This is a genomic window from Amycolatopsis sp. H20-H5, assembly GCF_035828755.1.
Taxonomy (GTDB): Bacteria; Actinomycetota; Actinomycetes; order Mycobacteriales; family Pseudonocardiaceae; genus Amycolatopsis.
This window is the reverse complement of the sequence record NZ_JAYMZS010000025.1, coordinates 38,697-57,907: the sequence shown is the minus strand read 5'-3', so window position 1 is coordinate 57,907 and position 19,211 is coordinate 38,697. Positions and strand designations below refer to the sequence as shown.

The following is a 19,211-nucleotide window of genomic DNA, read 5'->3' as shown; positions in this document are numbered from 1 at the left end:
GGGGTCACTTCTCCTTGGCCTGCGTGCCGAGCTGGAGAGCGAGCCAGCCGGGGTTCAGCTGAAGGTCCTGCTGCTGAAGCTTGCCGGTACGGTCCCGCCATTGCAGGTGCACCTGTTGCGGGCCGCTGACGTTCCCGAGTCCGATGTGGACTTCATTGCTGCGGCGGCCGGAGTGGCCGCTGCTGCCGTCGACGCGGTCGATGTACTTGCGGCCGTCCGCGGTGGTGACGGTGACCTCGGCGCCGACCGCCGGGGAGCCGGACGCGGGCAGCGGACCGGCGGCCGTCGGGGTGTCGTAGGACAGGCGCAGCCCGATGAACGCGCCGGGGTTGGGGCTGGTGTTCTGGTAGAACACCGGGGCGTCCCACTGGCGGGCGACGGCGAAGTCGAGCCTGCCGTCACCGTTGGCGTCACCGGTGGCGACGGCGCGGGTGGGCACCGGGACGGCGAGGCCGAGCTTCGACGCGAGGTCCACGTACCGGCCGTCCGGGCTCTTGGCGAAGAAGTGCAACGTCTGGCTGCCGCCGATGTCGTCGCCCTCCTGCGCGTTCGGCCAGAAGAACGGGTTCTGCAGCAGCGCGTCGTTCGAGGTCGCCAGTTCCTGCAACTGCGGCCAGCGGTTGATCTCGCCCTTGACGAACCCGGTCGCCTGGGTGATCACGGACTCACCGCTGTTGTTGTAGTCCGCGATCTTGACGTCCCAGCCCCAGCCGGACCACGCTGTCCCGGCCTCGGCACTCTTGTCCGTCCAGGGGGCGGTGCCCGCCTTGAGATCGGCGGCGAGTTCCTGCTTGTCCTTGGCGGTGTTCATCCACTGGAAGTTGCTCTCCTCGATGCCCCACGAGGTGGTGATGTTGCTGACGAACATGTCGTAGAGGCCGTCGTGGTTCAGATCGCCGAAGTCGACGCCCATGCCCTTGAAGGAGTCGTTGCCGACCACTTTGGACTTCGGGTCGGTCGCGCCCTTGACGCCCTTGACCTCGGCGAACTCCACATGTCCCGGCTTGGACTTGTTGTACAGCAAGCGGTCCGGGCCGAAGTCGTTGGCGATGTAGAGCTCGGGCAGGCCGTCGCCGTCGATGTCGGTGGCACTGGCCGCGAGCGACCAGCCGTTGTTGCCGTCGCCGGGGATGGCGGTGTCGATCCGGTCGTAGCGCACGTCCGGGTTCGCGCCGGTCGTGGCGCCGGTGAAGCGGAAGACGTACTTGCCGCCGCTGTTGAAGGCGTGCGACATCGAGTGGTTCATCGTGACGCCGCCGCTGACGTTCGGGTCGAGCACCGGGCCGTCGGGGAAGTAGTTGCCGATGAACACGTCCAGGTGACCGTCGCCGTCGAAGTCGCCGATGGTGGCGGCGTTGGTGTTCCACTTCGCGCCGGTGTACTTGCCGCCCTGGGAGTTCGCGCCCGGCACCAGTTCGACGGGCTGGTACGCGTTCGCGTCCAGCTTCGTCGCGCCGGGCTTGGCCAGGAAGACGACCGGGGTGCGGCCCCAGTAGTAGACCAGCAGGTCCATCCGGCCGTCCTCGTTGAAGTCGCCGGGGACGCAGCCCATCGGGGCGATGTAGTCGCCCATCGCCAGCGGCGCGGCGTTGAGGGCGAACGGGGCGTACCGGTTGCCGCCCGCGCCCGGGGTCGGCGTGACGACGACCTGGTCGGTGCGGGTGTCGACCAGGCACAGGTCGTTGGACAGCCCGTCGCCGTCGAGGTCGTTCATCGCGATCGCGGCGCCGACCGAGGAGATCCACGCGTTGATGTGCTGGTAGTCCTTGTTCACCGTGCGGATCGACTGGTGCTTGTCCGCCGCGGGCAGCGCGATGGTCATCGGGGTGAACCCGAACCTGCTCGCCATCGTGTCCTGCTCGGCGGCCGAGACCGTGGGCAGCCTCGCCACCAGGAACAGACCTGCCACCAGTACCAGCGCCACGATGCCGGCCAGATTCTTGTACAGCCAGCGTCCGGTCGTGGTCATTTGCCCACACCTCCAAGGGACAGCACTTCACGGGCGATCCGCTGCCGCCAGAGTTCGAACGCGGGAAGGTCACCGGCGGTGGCGGACTCGTCCCCGCCGGGCCGGACGTCGAGGCTGGCCTGCGCGGCCCGCTCGACCGGGAGTCCACAAAGGATTTTTGTGGCGACGTTGTTGTGCGGCACCACGAGACCGGCGCGGACGCGGGCCTCGGCGGCGAACGAGCTGCCCTGGGCGAGCTGGCCCCGGAACTCACCGGCGCGCTCGACGAGCAGGTGCAACTCGTCCTCGTCACCGCCGCCGGCGTAGGTCGCCGCGAGGCCGACCCCCGCGTACAGGTCACCGTGGCGCTCCGCCGGGAAACGGCCGAGCAGCGAGGTCACCAGCTCGGCGTCCGTGCCACCGACGAACCACAGCGCGCGGCCGATGCCCTGGTCGATGCAGCGGTTGGCGTACGCGGGCTTGCCGCCCCACGAGAAGTTCTCGTTCTGGTACTGCTCGTGGACGTACTTCTTGGTCTGGAAGTACGCCTGGTGGAAACCGTAGCCGTCGAGAACCAGCCAGCTCAGCAGCGGGTCGAAGTGGCCGAAGGCGGGCCAGCGGAACCGCGGGATCCGCGCCATCGCCCAGCCGACGCCCACGTACACCATATAGATGTGCGGGTCGCCGGGCCCGGCGAGCAGCGCGTCGACGTTCTTGCTGCCACCGAAGGGCAGGCCGTCGAGCACGCCGTAGCCCATCCCGGCGCCTTCGTAGGCGAAGCCCCGGAACCGTTCCGGGATCTCTTCGAGCCGCTGGGCCAAATCCTCCGGGGTGCGCGATTCGACGGCGTCGGCGTAGCCCTTGAGGAACAGCGTTCCGACCGTCTCCAGCAGTTCCTGGGCGGCCGGGCTCTTCTTGTGGAAACCCCTCTTGTCGAGTGAGGTCTCCGATACGTCCGGAGTAAGGATTCGACGCCTCAGCGCGCGCCAGCCAGTGCCCACCGCACTCGCCCCCTATCGGGTAGAATTTCGGATTTCAGCATCAACGTTTCCACCAAAGATTCACACAGCGGGCGGCGTACGGACCACTCCCCGGTTGCGCCGGGAATTCTCTTTTACTGCGCTGTTTCACGAATGCGGAATGAATCGCGGAAAAGGTCAGCTCGCCAGCCGTTGCCCGGACACGGCGAAGTGGTCGCGAATCCGCTGACGCCACTGCTCGTAGGCCGGTTCCGGCCCCGGAGCGTCCGCGGCGACCTCGGTGCGGTCGCCCAGTTCGTGGGCGGCGTCGAGGGTGAGCCCGCCCAGGGTGGTGGCCGCCAGCCGGGTGTGCGGCGGGACGAACCCCGAGTAGGTGCGGGCCTTGACCGCGAACACCATGCCCAGCGCCAGTTCGTCCTGGTGCTCCCCCGCCGCGTCGCGGAGCAGGGCCAGGCCCTGCCTGCCGCAGCCGCCCGCGAACGTCGAGGCCAGGCCGACGCCGCTCCACAGGTCGGCGCGGCGGTGCCCGGCGAACCGGTTCACCGCGTCGGCGACGTCGCCGGGGTTCGCACCGTGGATGAACCACAGCGCCCGGCCGACGCCCTGGTCGACCGCGCGGAGGAAGTAGTCGGGCCGGTCCTCCCACGGGTAGGGCTTCGGCACGTACTGCTCGTCCACCCAGCGCCGGGTGTCGAAGTACGCGCGGTCGAACCCGTAACCGTCGACGGCCAGCCAGCTCATCACCGGGTGGTACGGCACCCCGGTCAGCTCGGGCAGCACTTTCTTCCACAACGGCCTCGGCAGCCGCGCCATCGCGAAGCCGATGCCGATGTAGGCGAGGAAGATGTGCGGTTTGCCGGGGCCTTCAAGCAGCTCGCGGGTGCGATCACGCCGTCGTCCCGGCATGACGTCGAGAATGGTGGCCGCCATGGTCGCGCCCTCGTAGGCGAAACCGCGCTGTTCCGGCTCGATCATGTCGAGCCGTCGTTCGATCTCCCACAGGGCGGGCGCCTCGATTCCCCATTCGAACCCGCAGACCACCGCTTGTGGCACGGTTTCCAGCCGCGAAGTCGCGGCGCTGGGGGTGATGGGGAAGCCTCGCCCGGCGAAACTCACCGAGGTCAGGGAAGGCGCGAGCAGGCGGCGGCGGAGTCCGCCAAGCAACGTCGGCATGGGTCGTGTCCCTTCAGGCGACGGCGCGCAGGTAAGGCCGCTGGTCGGCGAGCATGCGGTTGCGGGCGAGCGAGTGGCGCGAAGCCAGCGTCACCGCGATCGGCAGGTCGGTCTGACGCGGGCCGCGCAGCGGGATCCGCACGTCCGGCGCGCTGTGCGGGCCGACCTGGACCGCGCGCTGCGGACGGCCGACCGAGTACGTGAGCTCGCCGCCCGGTGCCGAGTGCTGGGCGATCGCGACGACCGACCACCGCCCGTCCGGGACCCCGCGGACCTCGAACTCCGAGGACCGCACGCTCGCCAGCCCGGTGAACGCCACCGGCCCGCGCTGCGGGACGGCCTCGCCGAACAGCCCGACGAACACGGTGGCGGGCCCGGCGCCCGGCGGCAGGTCGACGCGGCCGGTCACCACGCCGCCGCCCGGTGACTCCTGGTCGAAGTCGCGGCTGACCTCGCGCAGCATGCCGAGCGACGGGAGGTGCTGGAACTGCGGCGCGACGGCGACGAGCAGCTCGCCGACCTCCGGCTCGCGGTACTGGGTCGGGGTCATCCCGACCGCGCGGGTGAACCGGCTAGTGAAGGTGCCGACGCTGCTGTAGCCGACGCTGCAGACGATGTCCGACACGGTCAGCGAGGTGGTCAGCAGGAGTCGTTTGGCCTCGAACATCCGCAGTGCGGTGAGGTAGCGGCCCGGGGTCACGCCGATCGCCTTGGCGAAGATCCGCGAGAAGTGGAACGGGCTCACGAACACCTCCGACGCGAGCTCGGTGAGCGTGATCGGATCGAAGTACCGGGCCCGCATCGACGAGATCGCCTTGCGCACCGCCAGTACGGGCGGTTCGGTTTCGGGAAAGATTTCCGGCTCCCCGGCGCAGTCCCCGCGCACCGCGGTCAAGTCGTGGCGTAGCTCCATGATCACCCTCGGATTCAGAAGTCGATGTCCGTGTGAAACAGAGAAGGCGGCGGTGCTAGGAGCGCTCTAGAGGAAGCGATCGAGGCCGGAAACAAAACGGCCCCAGATGCGTACATGTGGGTGACGTTCGTGGCGAAGGCGCCGGGATCCCGTGCATTTTTCACGCGGCGGCTTGAAGAACGCACGCGAGCTTCGGTGGACCGCTCACTGGCTTGGGACAGTGGCCTCTGTCACTGTCAGGACCGGGCAAAACGGTGGCCGGGCTCAGCTGGGCCGCACAGCACGGGGGAACAGTACGAACCAACTGGGAGGCGCTGCGATGTACGCCGAGACGAAAGTAGCGAACCGGCCCGACGACCCGGCACCGGGGGTGCCGGAAGCCGTGAGCGGGGACCAGGTGCGCTTCACCGTGCTCGGGCCGCTCGAAGTCGTGAAGGACGGGACGGACCACGCACCGACCACGCCGAAAGTGTTGCAGCTGCTGGCCATGCTGGTGCTGCACCCTGGCAAGGTCGTGCACATCGATTCGATCATCCAGGAGCTGTGGGCCGGTGATCCGCCCCGCAGCGTCCGGCCGACGATGCACACCTACGTCTACCACCTGCGCCGCTACGTCCGGGAAATCGGGCTGACCAACGACTCCGAGACCGTGCTGCTGACCAAACCGCCGGGCTACCTGCTCCGGATCGACCCGGCGCAGGTGGACGTGTTCACCTTCCAGCAGCACTGCCACCAGGGCCGCGAGCTGCTGCGGCAGTGCCGCTACAGCGAGGCGGCCCGGTGTTTCCAGCTGGCCATGGGCCTGTGGTCCGGCGCCCCGCTCGCGAACGTCCAATGTGGACCGATGCTGTCGGCGTGCGTGGTCGACCTGATCGAGCAGCGGCGCAGCGCGCAGCACCTGCGCATCGAGGCGGAGATCGCCGGCGGGATGCACCGCGAGCTGATCGGCGAGCTGCGCTCGCTGGTCGCGGCGAACCCGCTGGACGAGGGCCTCAACGGTCAGCTGATGCGGGTCCTCGGCCGCAGCGGCCGACGGTCCGACGCGATGGCCTCGTTCCGGCAGCTGCGCAACCGGCTGCACGCGGAACTCGGCGTCGAGCCGTGCGACGAACTGCAGCTGCTGCACCACGAACTGCTCTCCGAAGGTGAAAAGACCGCCTGATCCGCAGTACCACCACGACCCGGAAAACGAGGATGCACTGATGACTGTGCGCACCTACGGACAGTTCTGCGGCGTCGCCCGCGCTCTCGAGCTCGTCGGCGAACGCTGGTCGATGCTGATCATCCGTGACCTGCTGCTGGGCCCGAAACGCTTCACCGACCTCAGGACCGGCCTGCCCCGGATCCCGGCGAGCATCCTGTCCTCGCGGCTCAACGACATGGAGTCCAGCGGGGTCCTGCGGCGGCGGGTGCTGCCCCAGCTCGACGCGGCGGTCGTCTACGAGCTGACCGAGTATGGCGCCGAGCTCGACCAGATCCTCCTGCAGCTCGGGCTGTGGGGCGCGCGGTCGCTCGGCGTCCCCGGGCAGCAGGACGTGTTCACCCTCGACTCCGCCATTCTCTCGCTGTACACGACGTTCCGTGCCGAAGCCGCGCGGAACGCGCACGTCAGCTTCGAGCTGCGCTACGGGCCCATGGTCGTGCACGCGCTGGTCGACGGCGGCGCGCTCAAGGTCGCCGAGGGCTCCTACCCGGCGGCCGATCTGGTGATCTGCTCGCAGGCTTCCCTGGTCCCGCTGCTGACCGGCGAGGTCTCGGCCGACCAGGCGCTGCGCAGCGGCCTGGTCGCCATCGAGGGCGACCCCGCGCACCTGGAGCTGTTCACCAGCCTGTTCCACATCCCGTCCGCGCCCAAGCCTTCCGTCGGACTCGCGGTGCACTAGCTGGTACCAAGGCCTCGCCGTGCCGCCAGTGGACATCCGGGCGTTGTCCGGGGTGTCGACTACGTGGGACTCGTGCCCCTGAGTGTGGGACTCGCGGCGCGTTGCGCGAGTTCCACACTCGGGGGGGGGGGGGGCCGCAGCCCGAGCGGGCTGAGCGCGCGAGTGCCTTGGGCAGAATGGGAGAGGACGCGGCGGTCCCGGCGCGGAACACTGGTCGTGACCTGACATGGTGGGAGTTCGGTATGACCGTCACGCACCTGCGTTCGGAGAACCAGTCCGAGGCCGAACCCGTCGCGAGCACCGGGGAAATGGCCGCCGCCCGCGGCGCGGTGCTCGTCGCCGGCCGCATCCCGGCGTTCTGCGCCGGGATGGCGTCCATTGTGGAGCGTGCGGGGTTCGCCGCGCACCGCTGCACCGAACCGGCGGAAGCGCTTCGCCACCAAGAGATCGGGACCGCGCTGATCACCGTGGAATCACCGGGGGACGTCCGCGAGCTGCGCACGCTCACCGACGACTTCCCCGAGCTGGTGGTGGTGGCGGTGCTGCTGTCCACCGAGCCGGAGGACTACCTGCGGGCGCTGCGGGCGGGCGCGCACACGGCCGTCGGCTGGTGTGCGGGCCCGGCGGAAATCGTCGACGCGCTGTGCGCCGCGCAGGCCGGGAAGACCGTCCTGCCCACCGGGGTGGCGCGGGCGATCGCGCGGTCGCGTGCGGAACAGGGGCAGCCCTGCGCGCTCTCGGAAACCGAGATCCGCTGGCTGCGCGGGCTCACCTGGGGTGAATCGGTGGTGGCGCTCGCGCGCTCGGAGAACTACTCGCAGCGCGAGGTCTTCCGGCGGCTCGCGGACCTCTACCAGCGCATGGGCGCCCGCAACCGGCAGGAAGCCATCGCGCTGGCAGGCCGCTGGGGCCTGCTCGACCTCGGCACCGGTCTGGGCGGGTGACCGGCGTGCACGCGATCTTGCTGGTGGGCGGTAAGGGAACCCGGCTCGCCCCCCTGACCAGGAACATCCCGAAGCCGCTCATCCGGTTCGGGCCGTACTCGATCCTCGAGATCACCCTGCGGCGGCTGCACGGCGCCGGTTTCCGGCGGGTGACGCTGTGCATCTCGCATCTCGGGGAGCTGATCCGTGAGGAGTTCGGCGACGGGCGGCGCCTGGGCCTCGCCATCGACTACTCGCTCGACGCGGAGCCGCTGGGCACCGCCGCTCCGCTGCTGAACGTCACCGAATGGGACGAGCCAGCGGTGGTGATGAACGGCGACATCCTGACCACTGTGGACTTCGCCGATCTGCACCGCCAGCACACGGACAGCGAAACGCTGCTGACCGTCGCGTTCCACCGCCGCCGGTTGCCGACCAGCGTCGGCATGCTGCACGTGATCGACCAGCGGGTGCGGGCGATCTGGGAGAAGCCGAGCTTCAACTGGAACGTCAACTCGGGCATCTACGTCGCGAACCCGCTGGCGCGCAAGTTCATCACCGAGGACGAGCCCGCCGACATGCCGGACCTGATCAACGCGATGATCGACCACGACGAGCCGGTGAACGGCTACGGCTTCGCCGGGCCCTGGCACGACATCGGCACGCATCCGCGTTACCGGCAGGCGAAGGCGGAGTTCCTCGCGGACCCGGAGCTGTACCTCGATCCCCGGCGCCGGTCCGCGCCCGGCGGCGTCCACCTCGAACCCGACCCGCTGCAGGACGACGCGACGGCCCCGGATCTCTCGCTGCTGCTGGAACAGCGGCTCGACGGTCCGGCGGCGTGACCGGGATGGACGTGCTCGTCGTGTTCGGCGGTTACCGCCCCGGCTTCGCGGGTGCGGAGCGGATGGCCTGGCGCACCACCGAACAGCTGGCCGCGCTCGGGCACCGGGTGGCGATGCTGACGGACTCCGCCCGGCCCGACGGGATGGCGCCGCCGTACTGGCCGGTGTTCGCCACACCGTCCGATGTGGACCATCACTACCGGCGCACCGCACCGGACGTCGTGCACGCGTTCGACCTGGCGAAGCCGGATCACGTGGACTTCGCGGCCGGGCTGGCCGCCCGGTACGGGGTGCCGTTCGCGCTCACCCCGTGTTCGGCGCCCGGGGTCTGGCCGGACCGCGAGCGGTGCGCAGCCGCCTGCCGGGCCGCCGACGTGGTGTTCGCGCTGACACTGTCCGAAGTGGACGATCTGGCGGCGGCCGGTGCGCCCGCGCGGCGGATCAGGGTCATCCCGCACGCCGCCGACCTCGGCGACGGCCCGCGCCCGGAGCGGTTCCGCCGGGAACACGGGCTGAGTGAGCGGAGTGTGCTGTTCGTCGGCCGCCGCACGGCGTTCAAGGGCTACGCCGCGCTGCTGGAGACCACCCGCCTGGTCTGGCGGACCTTGCCGGACACCGACTTCGTCTTCGCCGGGCCCAACAGCGACGCCGACGCGGCGGAGCGGTTCCGCGCGCACGCCGGGCCCCGCGTGCACGACCTCGGCGTGGTGGACGAGCCGACCAAGCACGACGCGCTCGCGGCCTGTTCGGTGTTCTGCCTGCCCACCAGCGTCGACGTCTTCCCGTTGGTGTTCCTGGAGGCCTGGGCCTGCGGGAAGCCGGTGGTGAGCGGCGACTTCGCCGGCGTCGAGCACGTCGTGCGCGCCGGGGTGGACGGGCTGGTGGTGCGGCCGCGGCCGCCCGAGCTGGCCGCCGCGCTGACCTGGCTGCTGACCGACACCGATGCCAGGGACGCGCTCGGCCGCGCCGGGCGGGACAGAGTGAGCCGCGAGCACGGCTGGGCCAAGGTCGCCGGGGCCGTCGAGGACGGCTACGCGACCATCACCGCGACGATGATGAGGCAGGACACCGCATGAGCTCCCCCGCACCCGACTGGAAGATCACCTTCGCCGACAACACCATCGGCGAGCCGGAGATCGAGGCCGTCACCGAAGTCCTGCGCTCACGCTGGCTTTCGGCGGGTCCACGGACCAGGGAGTTCGAGCGCGAGTTCGCGGCCGCGCACGGCGTCGAGGACGCGGTCGCGGTGAACAGCGGGACGGCGGCGCTGCACCTCGCGGTGCTGGCGCTGGGCCTCGGGCCCGGCGACGAGGTGATCGTCCCCTCGCTCAGCTTCGTCGCCTCGGCGGCGGTCACCGCGTTGCAGGGCGCCACCCCGGTGTTCGCCGACGTCAGGTCCGAAGTGGACCTGACGATCGACCCGGCGGACGTGTGCGCGCTGATCACCCCGCGCACCAGGGCGATCGTCGGTATGCACTACGGCGGCTACCCCGCCGACCTGGTCGCGCTGCAGGAGATCGCGCGCGAGCACGGGGTGCGGCTGATCGAGGACGCCGCCCACGCACCCGCGGTGTTCGAACGGGAACAGGCGCTCGGCACCTTCGGCGACATCGGCTGTTTCAGCTTCTTCGCCACCAAGAACGTCGCCACCGGCGAGGGTGGCATGGTGCTCGCCAAGGACCCCGAGCTGCTGGACCGGATCCGCCGGACACGCGCCCACAGCCTGACGTCGTCGACCTGGCGACGGCTGCGCACCGGGCAGAGCGGGTACGACGTCGACGGCCTCGGCCTGAACTACCGGCCCACCGAGATCGGCTCGGCGCTCGGCCGGATCCAGCTCGCGAAGCTGGCCGAGGACCGTGTGCTGCGCAGCGAGCTGGTGGCCGCGTATCGATCGCGGCTGGACGGGGTGGGGGTGCCGTTCGCAGAGTGGACGGGCGACACCGCGTACCACCTGATGATGGTCACGCTGCCCGAGGGAGTCGACCGCGAAGAGGTGCGCGGCGCGCTGACCGCGGCGGGCATCCAGACTTCGGTGCACTACCCGCCCTCGCACCTGTTCTCCTACTATCGCGAGCGGTACGGCTCAGACCGGCGCTCCTTGCCGGTGACCGAAAGCCTGGCCGAGCGACTGCTCTCGCTGCCCCTGCACGCTCGTATGTCCACAGAGGACGCTTTACTGGTCGCGGACACGCTGAACACGAGCCTGCTCAGCGGGCGACGTTGAGGACCTTGAGCCGGGTGTATTCGAGCAGACCCCAGTAGCCGTATTCCACGCCGACGCCCGACGTGCGGTAGCCCCCGAACGGGGCGTCGCCGCGCAGGGCGCCGTGCGTGTTGACCCAGCTCGTGCCGCAGTCCAGCTCGGCGGCGACCTTGCGCGCGGCGGACTCCTCGCCCCAGACCGAGCCGCCGAGGCCGAACTCGGTGGCGTTCGCGCGGGTGATCGCCTCGTCGACGCTGTCGTAGGCGAGCACCGGCAGCACCGGCCCGAACTGCTCCTCGGTCTCCAACCGGGTTCCGGCCGGGAGCCCGGTGACGATGGTCGGCGGGTAGAAGTGGCCAACGCCGGGAACGGGTGCACCACCGGCGACAACGCGCGCGCCCGCCTCCTCGGCCTCACGGACCAGGGTCGAGACCCAGTCGAGCTGCTCGGCGCTGACCAGCGGGCCGAGGTCGGTCTCGGGGTCGAGGCCGTTGCCGAGCCTGGTACCGCGCGCCAGCTTCGCGAGGGCCTCGGCCAGCTCGTCCTGCTGGTGCCTGGCGACGTACACACGCTTGACGGCCGCGCAGAACTGGCCACTGTTCTCCATCGCGCGGCCGAACAGCGCCTCGGCGATCTCGCCGACGTCCTGGTCCGGCAGCACGATCGCGGCGTCGTTGCCGCCGAGTTCGAGTACGACGCGCTTGAACGTCCCCGCCGCGTCGCGCGCGATCGCGCGGCCGGTGGCCACCGAGCCGGTGAACGAGATCATCCGGACGCCGGGGTGGGTGGTCAGCCGCCTGCCGAGGTCGCCGCCGCCGGAGATCACGTCGAGCACGCCGGGCGGGAGCGCGTCGCTCAGGATCTCGCCCATGCGCAGCGTCGAGAGCGGGGTGAGTGGCGAAGGCTTGAGCACCACCGTGTTCCCGGCCAGCAGGGCGGGGGCGAGCTTGGTGACCGCGAGGATGATCGGGAAGTTGGACGGCGAGATCGCGGCGACCACCCCGTGCGGGATCCGGTCGATCCGGACCTCGGACCGTTCACCGGCCGCGACCACCTCACCGGGGACCAGGGTCAGCTGGGCGGTCTGGCGGAACCAGTCCGCGGCGAGGCCGACTTCGGCCGCCGCGGCGCGGTACGGCTTGCCCTGTTCACGAGTCAGCAGCAGGGCGATTTCCTTACTGTGCTGGGAAAGCAGCGTTCCGCAGGCCAGCAACGCCTGACGCCGCGCGGCCTCGGAGAGCCCGGCCCACTGCCTGCTCGCGACCTCGGCGGCGGCGACGGCGGTGTCCAGCTCGGCGGGCGAGCAGTCCGGGGCTTCGTCAAAAGCCTTGCCCAGCGCGGGATCCTCGACCCGGAGGCGGTGCGCGCCCTGGACCGGGCGGCCGTCGATCGTCATGACGTGCGGCATCGGCACTGGTCCCTTCCCGAGGTCCTGTCGCCCATTTTCCTTGGTGCGAGGGGATTTCGTCAGCCCGCGTTGGGCTATAGCCGTTCGGCCGCCCGTGCGGGACTGGGGCGGGGGGCGCGGGCGGGGAATAGTGGGGCCAGGAGGTGCGTCATGGCTCTGGACGCCTATACCGCGGCCATGCTGCGGCTGATGACCGCGGCCTATCCCGACCTCGGTGGCACGGTGACCGACGCGCAGGAGGCCCGGCGCATCTACGCGAAGGCGCGCTTCCCGCGCGGCCGCGAGGTGGCGGCCGTCGAGGACGTGGCGATCCCGCCCGGCATCCGGGCCCGCGTTTACCGTCCCCGGACGGAAAACCCGGCGCCGCCGGTGATCGTCTACTTCCACGGTGGCGGTTTCGTGCTCTGCGATCTCGACAGCCACGATGGCGTCTGCCGCCTGCTGTGCGAGGACGCGTCGGCCATCGTCGTCTCGGTGGACTACCGGCGGGCCCCGGAACACCGCTACCCGGCGGCGGCCGACGACGCCTATGACGCCGTCTGCTGGGTCGCCGAGCACGCGGCCGAACTCGGTGGCGACCCGGCGTGGCTCGCCGTGGCCGGGGACAGCGCTGGCGGGAACCTCGCGGCGGTGACCTGCCTGCGGGCCAGGGACGAAGGCTTCCCCCGGCTCGACTTCCAACTGCTGATCTACCCGGTGACCGACTGCTTCGCCCCGCGGGCCGAGAACGCCGAGGGCTACCTGCTGACCAGCGCGCACATGCGCTGGTACGTCGAGCAGTACCTGGCGGACCCGGCCGACGGGCGGCAGCCGTACGCCTCACCGCTGCTCGCGGAGGACCTTTCCGGCCTCCCGCCCGCGCTGGTGATCACCGCCGAGCACGACCCGCTGCGCGAGGAGGGTGCCGCGTACGGCGCCCGGCTGATCGACGCCGGGGTGCCCGCCCGGGTGCACCAGGTGGACGGCCTGTTCCATGGGACGTTCGGCCTCGGCGAACTGGTCCCGATCGCCCGGGAGGCCGAGCAGGCCGCCGTGACCGCTCTGACCAGCGCCTTTCGCTGACGCGCGTGGATCGCGGGCAGGCCGCGATCCACGCACGGCACCGGTCAGCTGAAGGCGAGGGCGACCGGCGCGGCGACGACCGCTCCGGTCGTGTCGCCCGCGCGGACGGCGCAGCCGGGTGCGGACAGGCAGTCGACCGGCCCGGCGGGCTGGCCGGCGCCCTGGAAGGCGGTGCGCACCGTCAAGGTGACACTGAAGCCGCCGCTCGCGTCGGCCGTCGCGGAGACGCCGTCGGCCGAGTCGCAGCGGACGTCCGGCCAGGTCCCGTTGCTGCACTCCGAGGCGCCGACCTGCGCGCCCGCCGGGAACCCGGTGCCGGTCACGGTGACGGCCTGCCCGTTGCTCAGGCCGCTCGCCGGGGACACGGAGATCGCCGGAGCGGCGGCCTCCGCGGCACCCGCGGACGGAACCGTCAGCAGCACCAGACCGGCACCCGCCGCCAGCGCCGCGACAGCCTTGCCCACACGTGCCCCGCGCATGATCTTGGACATAAGTGATCCCTTCACGTGAATGGAGTGGAATTTCGGAACCCGCCGTGAGAAACGGCGGCCGGGTGAAATCGGAAAGAGTCGGTTACTGTCCAACAATCTTTCCGACTCCACAAGGTTAAGGTTCACGACTTAACCCTGTCAACAAAGCGATCAAGAAAAATGCCGCACGATCAAAGAACCAAAACCCGGAATAAACCAGCCCGTGTCCGCACTGCCTTCACAACCTTGCAGGACAAGCAAAGCGAGGCGGCAGTCCAGACACGCGTGACGGCATTCTGATCACGCGTGACGTCCGCACAGACACGGGTGGCAGCTTTCTACGCACGGCGTTGAAGGGGCATGACAAATGCCCGGCGCGGGGAACGCCGGGCGGGTGGGGGGAAAAGGGTCAGGCGGCGAAGGGGTGGGCGGCGGGAAGGAGGGTTCGGAGGGCTTTCTTGTCTGGTTTGCCGACGGGGGTGTGCGGGAGTTCGTCCAGGATGTACAGGAGTTCCGGGGTTTTGAAGGCGGCGACGCCGCGGGTGCGGAAAGCCTCGGCTATCGCGGTGAGGGTGAGGTGGCAGCCGGGGTGGAGGCGGACGAACAGGCAGACGCGCTCGCCGACGTCCAGGTCGGGAGCAGGGACGGCGGCCACCTCGGCGACCTGGGGCAACTCCTGGACGAGGGTCTCGATCTCACCCGCCGAGATCTTCTCCCCCGCCCGGTTGATCAGGTCCTTGACGCGGCCGCAGACCACCACGTGCCCCTCGGGCGTGAGGCGCACGAGGTCGCCGGTGCGGAACCAGCCGTCAGGCGTGAACGACACAAGATTCTGTTCGGGGACACCGAAATAGCCACGCGGGGTGTACGGGCCGCGAGTCAGCAGCTCGCCGACTTCGCCGGGCGGCACCGCGAGCCCGTCGGGGCCGACGACCAGTAGCTCGTCGAACGGGCTCACCGGAGATCCTTGCGTGGCAAAGGAAATCTCCGCGGACGCGTCGGCGGGGGTGTAGCAGATGAGCCCCTCGGCCATCCCGTACACCTGCTGCAGGCGGCAGCCCAGCGACGGCCCGATCCGCGCGGCGACCTCCGGGGACAGGACGGAGCCGCCGACGTGGACGTACTGGAGGCTGGACAGGTCGCGCGTGCTCGCCGCGGCCGCCTCCATCCACTTCAGCACCACCGCGGGCACCGCCGAAGTGGCCGTGACCCCCTCGGCCTCGATCGCCTCGAAAACCGCCTCCGGCCGGGGCGAGGGCAGCAGCACGGCCCGGCCACCCGACGCCAGCGCGCCCAGGATCCCCGGGTTGGCGAGCGGGAAATTGTGCCCGGCGGGCAGCACCGTGAGGTACACCGTGTCCTCGTCGAACCGGCAGGCCCGCGCGACCCGGCGGAGGTTGTACTCGTAGTCGTCGTGCGTCCGGCTGATCACCTTGGGCACCCCGGTCGTCCCGCCGGACAGCAGGAACAGCGCGACGTCCGACGCCGACGGCGCCCGCTCGTCGAGCCAGCGGCGGCGCAGCGCGGCGCCCCCGGTCTTGATCAGGTCGCGCAGGTCGACGCTGTCCGGCTGCACCTCCCCGCCCGCCACCAGCACCCGCGCGCGCGACGGGAGCGCGGCGGCCACCCGGTGGGCGAGCTCCTGGTGGTCGTAGCCCTTCCACACCCCGGGCACGATCACGGCCTTCGCGTCGACGTGCGCGCCGATCGAGGTCAGCTCGTACTCCCGGTGCGGCGGCAGCATCATCACCGGCGCCACCCCGAGCCGGAAACAGGCCAGGGTGACCGCGACGAACTCCCAGCAGTTCGGGAGCTGGACGAGCACGGTGTCGCCGTGCCCGAGCCCCAGCCCGGCCAGCCCTTCGGCGAGGCCGTCGGCGCGCTCGGCGAGTTCGCGGTAGTTCAGCCGCTGTTCGCCGTCGACCACCGCCGTCCGGTCACCCCAGCGGTCCGCCCACTCCCACAGCCAGGAGCCGAGCGGACGACCGAGCCAGCACCCGGCCGTCCGGTAGGCCTCGGCCACGTCCTCGGGCCAGCGCACCACACCTGCACGGTTCATCGCGGTTCTCCTCATGCGGCGGCGGGCCGGTCCTGATCCTCTTCGAGACGCTCGGCGAGCAGGGCCGTGACCGCGTCGATCGTCGGGTGGTCCCAGAACAACGTCGCCGGGAGCGGCAGCCCGAACCGCCGTTCCAGCGCGCGCCGGATCCGCACGGTCATCACCGAGTCGAGGCCCATCTCCAGCAGGGCCCGGCGCGGATCGACCTCGGAGGCCGCGAGCTTCGTCTCCGTGACGACCTGCGCGCTGATCTCCCCGATGACGAACTCGCGCAGGTCGGCACCGGTGAGCTCCCGCCAGCCCTCGGCCGGGGCCTCCGCCGCGGACTCCCCGGCCGCCGTGTCCTCTGGCAGCTCCGAGAGCAGCGGTGGCCTGCGGTCCCCGGCCTCCAGGGGGATGGTCCGCAGCACGGCCGCGTAGCCGAGGTCGTACCGCTCGGCCAGCTCCCAGGAGCCGAAGGCCTCCGTCAGGCTGATGTCGGCCGTGCCGCGCGCGGCCAGCTCGACGTCGATCGCCGCCGAGGACGTCGACATCCCCAGCCCGCGCCACGAGGTCCAGCCGAAGCTGGTCGTCGCGGTGTCCCCGGCGGCCCGGCGGTGCGCGGCGAGCGTGTCGAGGAACGCGTTGCCCGCGGCGTAGCTCGCCTGGCCGGGCAGGTTGAGCAGCTGGCCGCTGGAGGAGAACAGCACGAAGAAATCGAGACTGCCCGGCGGGAACAGGGTGTGCAGCACCAGCGCACCGTCCACTTTGGGCCGCAGGACCGTGCGCAGCGCGTCCTCGTCGAGCGAGCCGAGGGTCCGGTTGTCGACGATCCCGGCCGCGTGCACGATTCCCCGGATCGGCGGCAACCCGAGCGCCGCTGGCGAAAGCAGCTTGGTCGCGGCGTCGGGGTCGGCGATGTCCAGCGCGACGGTGGCCACGGTGACGCCGAGCCGTTCGAGGGAACGGATCGACTCGATCCGCGCCAGCGTGCCGGGGTCGGTGAGCTCGTCCCAGGTGTCGCGCGGCGGCAGCGCCTGCCGCCCGGCGAGCACGATCCGGCGCATACCACGGTCGGCCAGCCAGTGCGCGACCTCGAGGCCGAGCACGCCAAGCCCGCCGGTGATCAGGTACGTCCCGTCCGGACGACAGGTCAGCGGGGACCGGACGGGCTCGCCGTCGATCCGGTGCAGCCGCGGCACCGTGGCCTCGCCCTCGCGGACCGCGACGACGTCCTCGCCGCGGACGCCCCTGAGGACGTCGACCAGCGCCGACAAGTCCTCAGTAGACTGTCCTATGTCGACGATGCCGCCCCAGAACTCGGGGTGTTCGCCACCGATGATCCGGCCCAGTCCCCAGAGCGAGCCCTGCCCGAGCGACCCCGCGTCTTCGCCGTCCCGCACGTTCTGCGTGACGCACCACAGCCGGGCGGGTTTCGCCAGGCGGGCACCGGCGATCCGCTGCGCGGCACGGGTCAGCAGCCAGGCCGACCGCACGGCGGGTTCGCCTGGGCGGTCGAGGGAATCCAGTGTCCACAAGGGACTTTGTGACGGCACCACCAGTACCGTGTGATCGCTGGTGAGCTCGCTTTCGCGCAGCTCGTCCGGGGTGGTGACGACCCGGTTCCAGATGCCTTCGGCCTCAAACCGTTCGGCCAGCGTCGCGAGCAGGTCCGTGTCGGGCCCGACGAGGACCACCTTCGCCACGGCAGTCTCGCGGCCGAGGGCGGGCACCGGCTGCCAGCCGATCCGGTGGACCAGGCGGCGCGGGCTCGTGACCGTCCCGGCGGTCCCGTCCAGCACGCCGTAGCGCAGCCGGGACAGTTTGCCGACCAGGACGCCGTCGTCGCCGATGATCTCGACGTCGACCACGTCGTCGCCGAGCGTGCGGACGGTGACCCGCGCACGGGCTGGCGCCTGCGGGGCGAGCGTCACGTGGTGGATGTGCGCGGGCATGCGCAGGATCGGCGGCCCGCCGAACACCACCGAGGCGGCCGACAGCGCGGCGTCCAGGATGGGCGCCCAGCCGGTCGTCTGTCCGGTGTGGATGGTGGCCGACAAGGTGCCTTCACCGCGGCTGATCTCCTCCACAGTCCAGGGAAAGCCCATCGCGGCGACGCCGAGCGTGGCGAGCCGATCGACGACGTACCCGGCCGGGAGCTGCTCGGGAGCGGCCACCTCGGTGGGTTCGCCGAGCCCGGCGTACGGCGCGAGGGCCGCCGTCGTGTGGGTCAGCCAGCCAGTGTCGTCCGCCGGCCCGGCGGTGGCGCCCGCGAGACGGGACGAGAGCCGGAGTGTGCCGTCCTGCAGCACGATCTGGACGTGCCGCGGGTTCGTGACGCTGACCGGCACCCGCAACGCGACGTCGGTCAGGTCCGGCCAGGTGCCAAGGACCTTCGCCTTCGCGGCGGTGAGATACCCGTGCGCGGCGGCGAGGAAACTGTTCAGCAGCACCGCCGCCGGGATGATCTCGACCTCGCGCACGGGGTGGCTGCCGGGGTACGGCCGCGACTCGCGATCGAGGTCGGTCACCCAGGCCTGCACCGGCGTCGTGCCGTGCACGGTGATACGGCCGCCGAGCAGGGTGTGGCTCGCCGGATCGTGCCGTTCGGTCAGCGCCGGGCGGCTGCGCGGCTCGTCGTACCAGTACGGCCGGTGCTGCCACGCCGTCACCGGCAGGTCGGTGAGGCCGCCCTCCGGCCACAGCCCGGCCCAGTCGACGGTCGCGCCGTGGCAGTACAGCAGGCCGAGGTTCGAGAGCAGCGTCTCGCGCTCGGGCCGGTTGCGGCGCAGGGAATGCGTGACGAACGCGTCCTCGATGCCGAGTTCGTCGAGCGTCTCGACGAGCGAGTGCTCCACGACCGGATGCGCGGAGATCTCGACGAACAGCCGGTAGCCGTCCTCGGCGGCCGCGGTCACGGCCTGCGCGAACCGCACCTGGCCGCGCAGGTTGGCCGCCCAGTAGCCACCGTCGCGGACAGCTGCGGATCGCGGGTCCGGCAAAGCCGTGCTGTACAAGGGAATGGTGGGCGCGCACGGCGGCAGGTCGGCCGCGGCGGCGGCCAGTGCGCCGAGCAGCGGGTCCATCTGCGGGCTGTGGAACGCGACGTCGGTGTCGACGCGCCGGACGTCGAGTCCTTCCGCGCGCCAACGCTCGCAGAGCTCTTCGATCGCCGGAACGTCGCCGGAGACCACCGAAGAGCCGGTCGAGGCGGCAACGGCCAGCGCGACGGTCGTGCTGTCGCCGAGACGGGCTTCGGCCTCGGCGGGCGGCAGGTTCACCATCGCCATGGCGCCCCGCCCGGCCACCCGGCGCAGCAGCACCGAGCGGCGGCAGACGAGCCGCCCGCCCTGGGCGCGGGT

General features: G+C 71.0%; 15 protein-coding genes. 7 read left to right on the top strand and 8 right to left on the bottom strand.

The window, feature by feature from the left end; all coding sequences use genetic code 11:
• Positions 1-4: 4 nt before the first annotated feature.
• From QMK34_RS16755 to QMK34_RS16740, 4 genes are all read right to left on the bottom strand, one after another.
• Positions 5-1,969, bottom strand: a complete 1,965-nt coding sequence (locus QMK34_RS16755) for a CRTAC1 family protein (protein ID WP_326414927.1) — start codon at positions 1,967-1,969, stop codon at positions 5-7.
• Positions 1,966-2,949 carry a DUF1702 family protein gene (locus QMK34_RS16750; protein ID WP_326414926.1) on the bottom strand — a complete coding sequence of 328 codons (984 nt, stop codon included), beginning with the start codon at positions 2,947-2,949 and terminating at the stop codon, positions 1,966-1,968. The genes QMK34_RS16755 and QMK34_RS16750 overlap by 4 nt, the downstream gene beginning before the upstream one ends.
• Positions 2,950-3,105: 156 nt before the next feature.
• Complete coding sequence (locus QMK34_RS16745) at positions 3,106-4,101, bottom strand: DUF1702 family protein (RefSeq protein WP_326414925.1); 996 nt, start codon at positions 4,099-4,101, stop codon at positions 3,106-3,108.
• A 13-nt stretch (positions 4,102-4,114) separates the two neighbouring features.
• Positions 4,115-5,014 (bottom strand): helix-turn-helix domain-containing protein, encoded by a 900-nt coding sequence (locus tag QMK34_RS16740; RefSeq protein ID WP_326414924.1) that lies wholly within the window; start codon positions 5,012-5,014, stop codon positions 4,115-4,117.
• A gap of 319 nt (positions 5,015-5,333) precedes the next feature.
• Between QMK34_RS16740 and QMK34_RS16735 the strand changes: the two genes are divergently transcribed.
• The 6 genes from QMK34_RS16735 to QMK34_RS16710 all read left to right on the top strand — a co-directional run bounded on the left by QMK34_RS16735 (position 5,334) and on the right by QMK34_RS16710 (position 10,892).
• A complete protein-coding gene (locus QMK34_RS16735) occupies positions 5,334-6,176 on the top strand; it encodes an AfsR/SARP family transcriptional regulator (protein ID WP_326414923.1) in 843 nt (280 codons plus the stop codon).
• A gap of 40 nt (positions 6,177-6,216) precedes the next feature.
• Positions 6,217-6,897, top strand: a complete 681-nt coding sequence (locus tag QMK34_RS16730) for a winged helix-turn-helix transcriptional regulator (protein WP_326414922.1) — start codon at positions 6,217-6,219, stop codon at positions 6,895-6,897.
• Between the two features lie 242 nt (positions 6,898-7,139).
• Positions 7,140-7,841: a LuxR C-terminal-related transcriptional regulator gene (locus QMK34_RS16725; RefSeq protein WP_326414921.1), complete on the top strand. Its 702-nt coding sequence runs from the start codon at positions 7,140-7,142 to the stop codon at positions 7,839-7,841.
• 5 nt (positions 7,842-7,846) lie between these two features.
• Positions 7,847-8,665 (top strand): nucleotidyltransferase family protein, encoded by an 819-nt coding sequence (locus tag QMK34_RS16720; RefSeq protein WP_326414920.1) that lies wholly within the window; start codon positions 7,847-7,849, stop codon positions 8,663-8,665.
• Between the two features lie 5 nt (positions 8,666-8,670).
• Entirely contained in the window at positions 8,671-9,741 is a 1,071-nt protein-coding gene (locus QMK34_RS16715) for a glycosyltransferase family 4 protein (protein WP_326414956.1), read from the top strand.
• The gene (locus QMK34_RS16710) at positions 9,738-10,892 is read left to right on the top strand and encodes a DegT/DnrJ/EryC1/StrS family aminotransferase (RefSeq protein ID WP_326414919.1); all 1,155 of its coding nucleotides are present in this window, start codon (positions 9,738-9,740) and stop codon (positions 10,890-10,892) included. The genes QMK34_RS16715 and QMK34_RS16710 overlap by 4 nt, the downstream gene beginning before the upstream one ends.
• Here the strand turns inward: QMK34_RS16710 and QMK34_RS16705 are convergent.
• On the bottom strand, positions 10,876-12,279 hold the full coding sequence (locus QMK34_RS16705) for an aldehyde dehydrogenase family protein (protein ID WP_326414918.1): 1,404 nt from the start codon (positions 12,277-12,279) through the stop codon (positions 10,876-10,878). The two genes, QMK34_RS16710 and QMK34_RS16705, sit on opposite strands and share 17 nt — an antisense overlap.
• A gap of 150 nt (positions 12,280-12,429) precedes the next feature.
• Between QMK34_RS16705 and QMK34_RS16700 the strand changes: the two genes are divergently transcribed.
• The gene (locus QMK34_RS16700) at positions 12,430-13,341 is read left to right on the top strand and encodes an alpha/beta hydrolase (protein ID WP_326414917.1); all 912 of its coding nucleotides are present in this window, start codon (positions 12,430-12,432) and stop codon (positions 13,339-13,341) included.
• A gap of 44 nt (positions 13,342-13,385) precedes the next feature.
• On the opposite strand, the gene QMK34_RS16695 is transcribed toward QMK34_RS16700, so the two are convergent.
• The 3 genes from QMK34_RS16695 to QMK34_RS16685 all read right to left on the bottom strand — a co-directional run.
• Positions 13,386-13,820, bottom strand: coding sequence for an enediyne antibiotic chromoprotein (locus tag QMK34_RS16695; protein WP_326414916.1), 435 nt, complete (start codon positions 13,818-13,820; stop codon positions 13,386-13,388).
• A 400-nt stretch (positions 13,821-14,220) separates the two neighbouring features.
• A complete protein-coding gene (locus tag QMK34_RS16690) occupies positions 14,221-15,870 on the bottom strand; it encodes a (2,3-dihydroxybenzoyl)adenylate synthase (RefSeq protein WP_326414915.1) in 1,650 nt (549 codons plus the stop codon).
• 11 nt (positions 15,871-15,881) lie between these two features.
• The coding region (locus QMK34_RS16685; protein WP_326414914.1) for a KR domain-containing protein at positions 15,882-19,211 on the bottom strand (3,330 nt) is incomplete at its 5' end.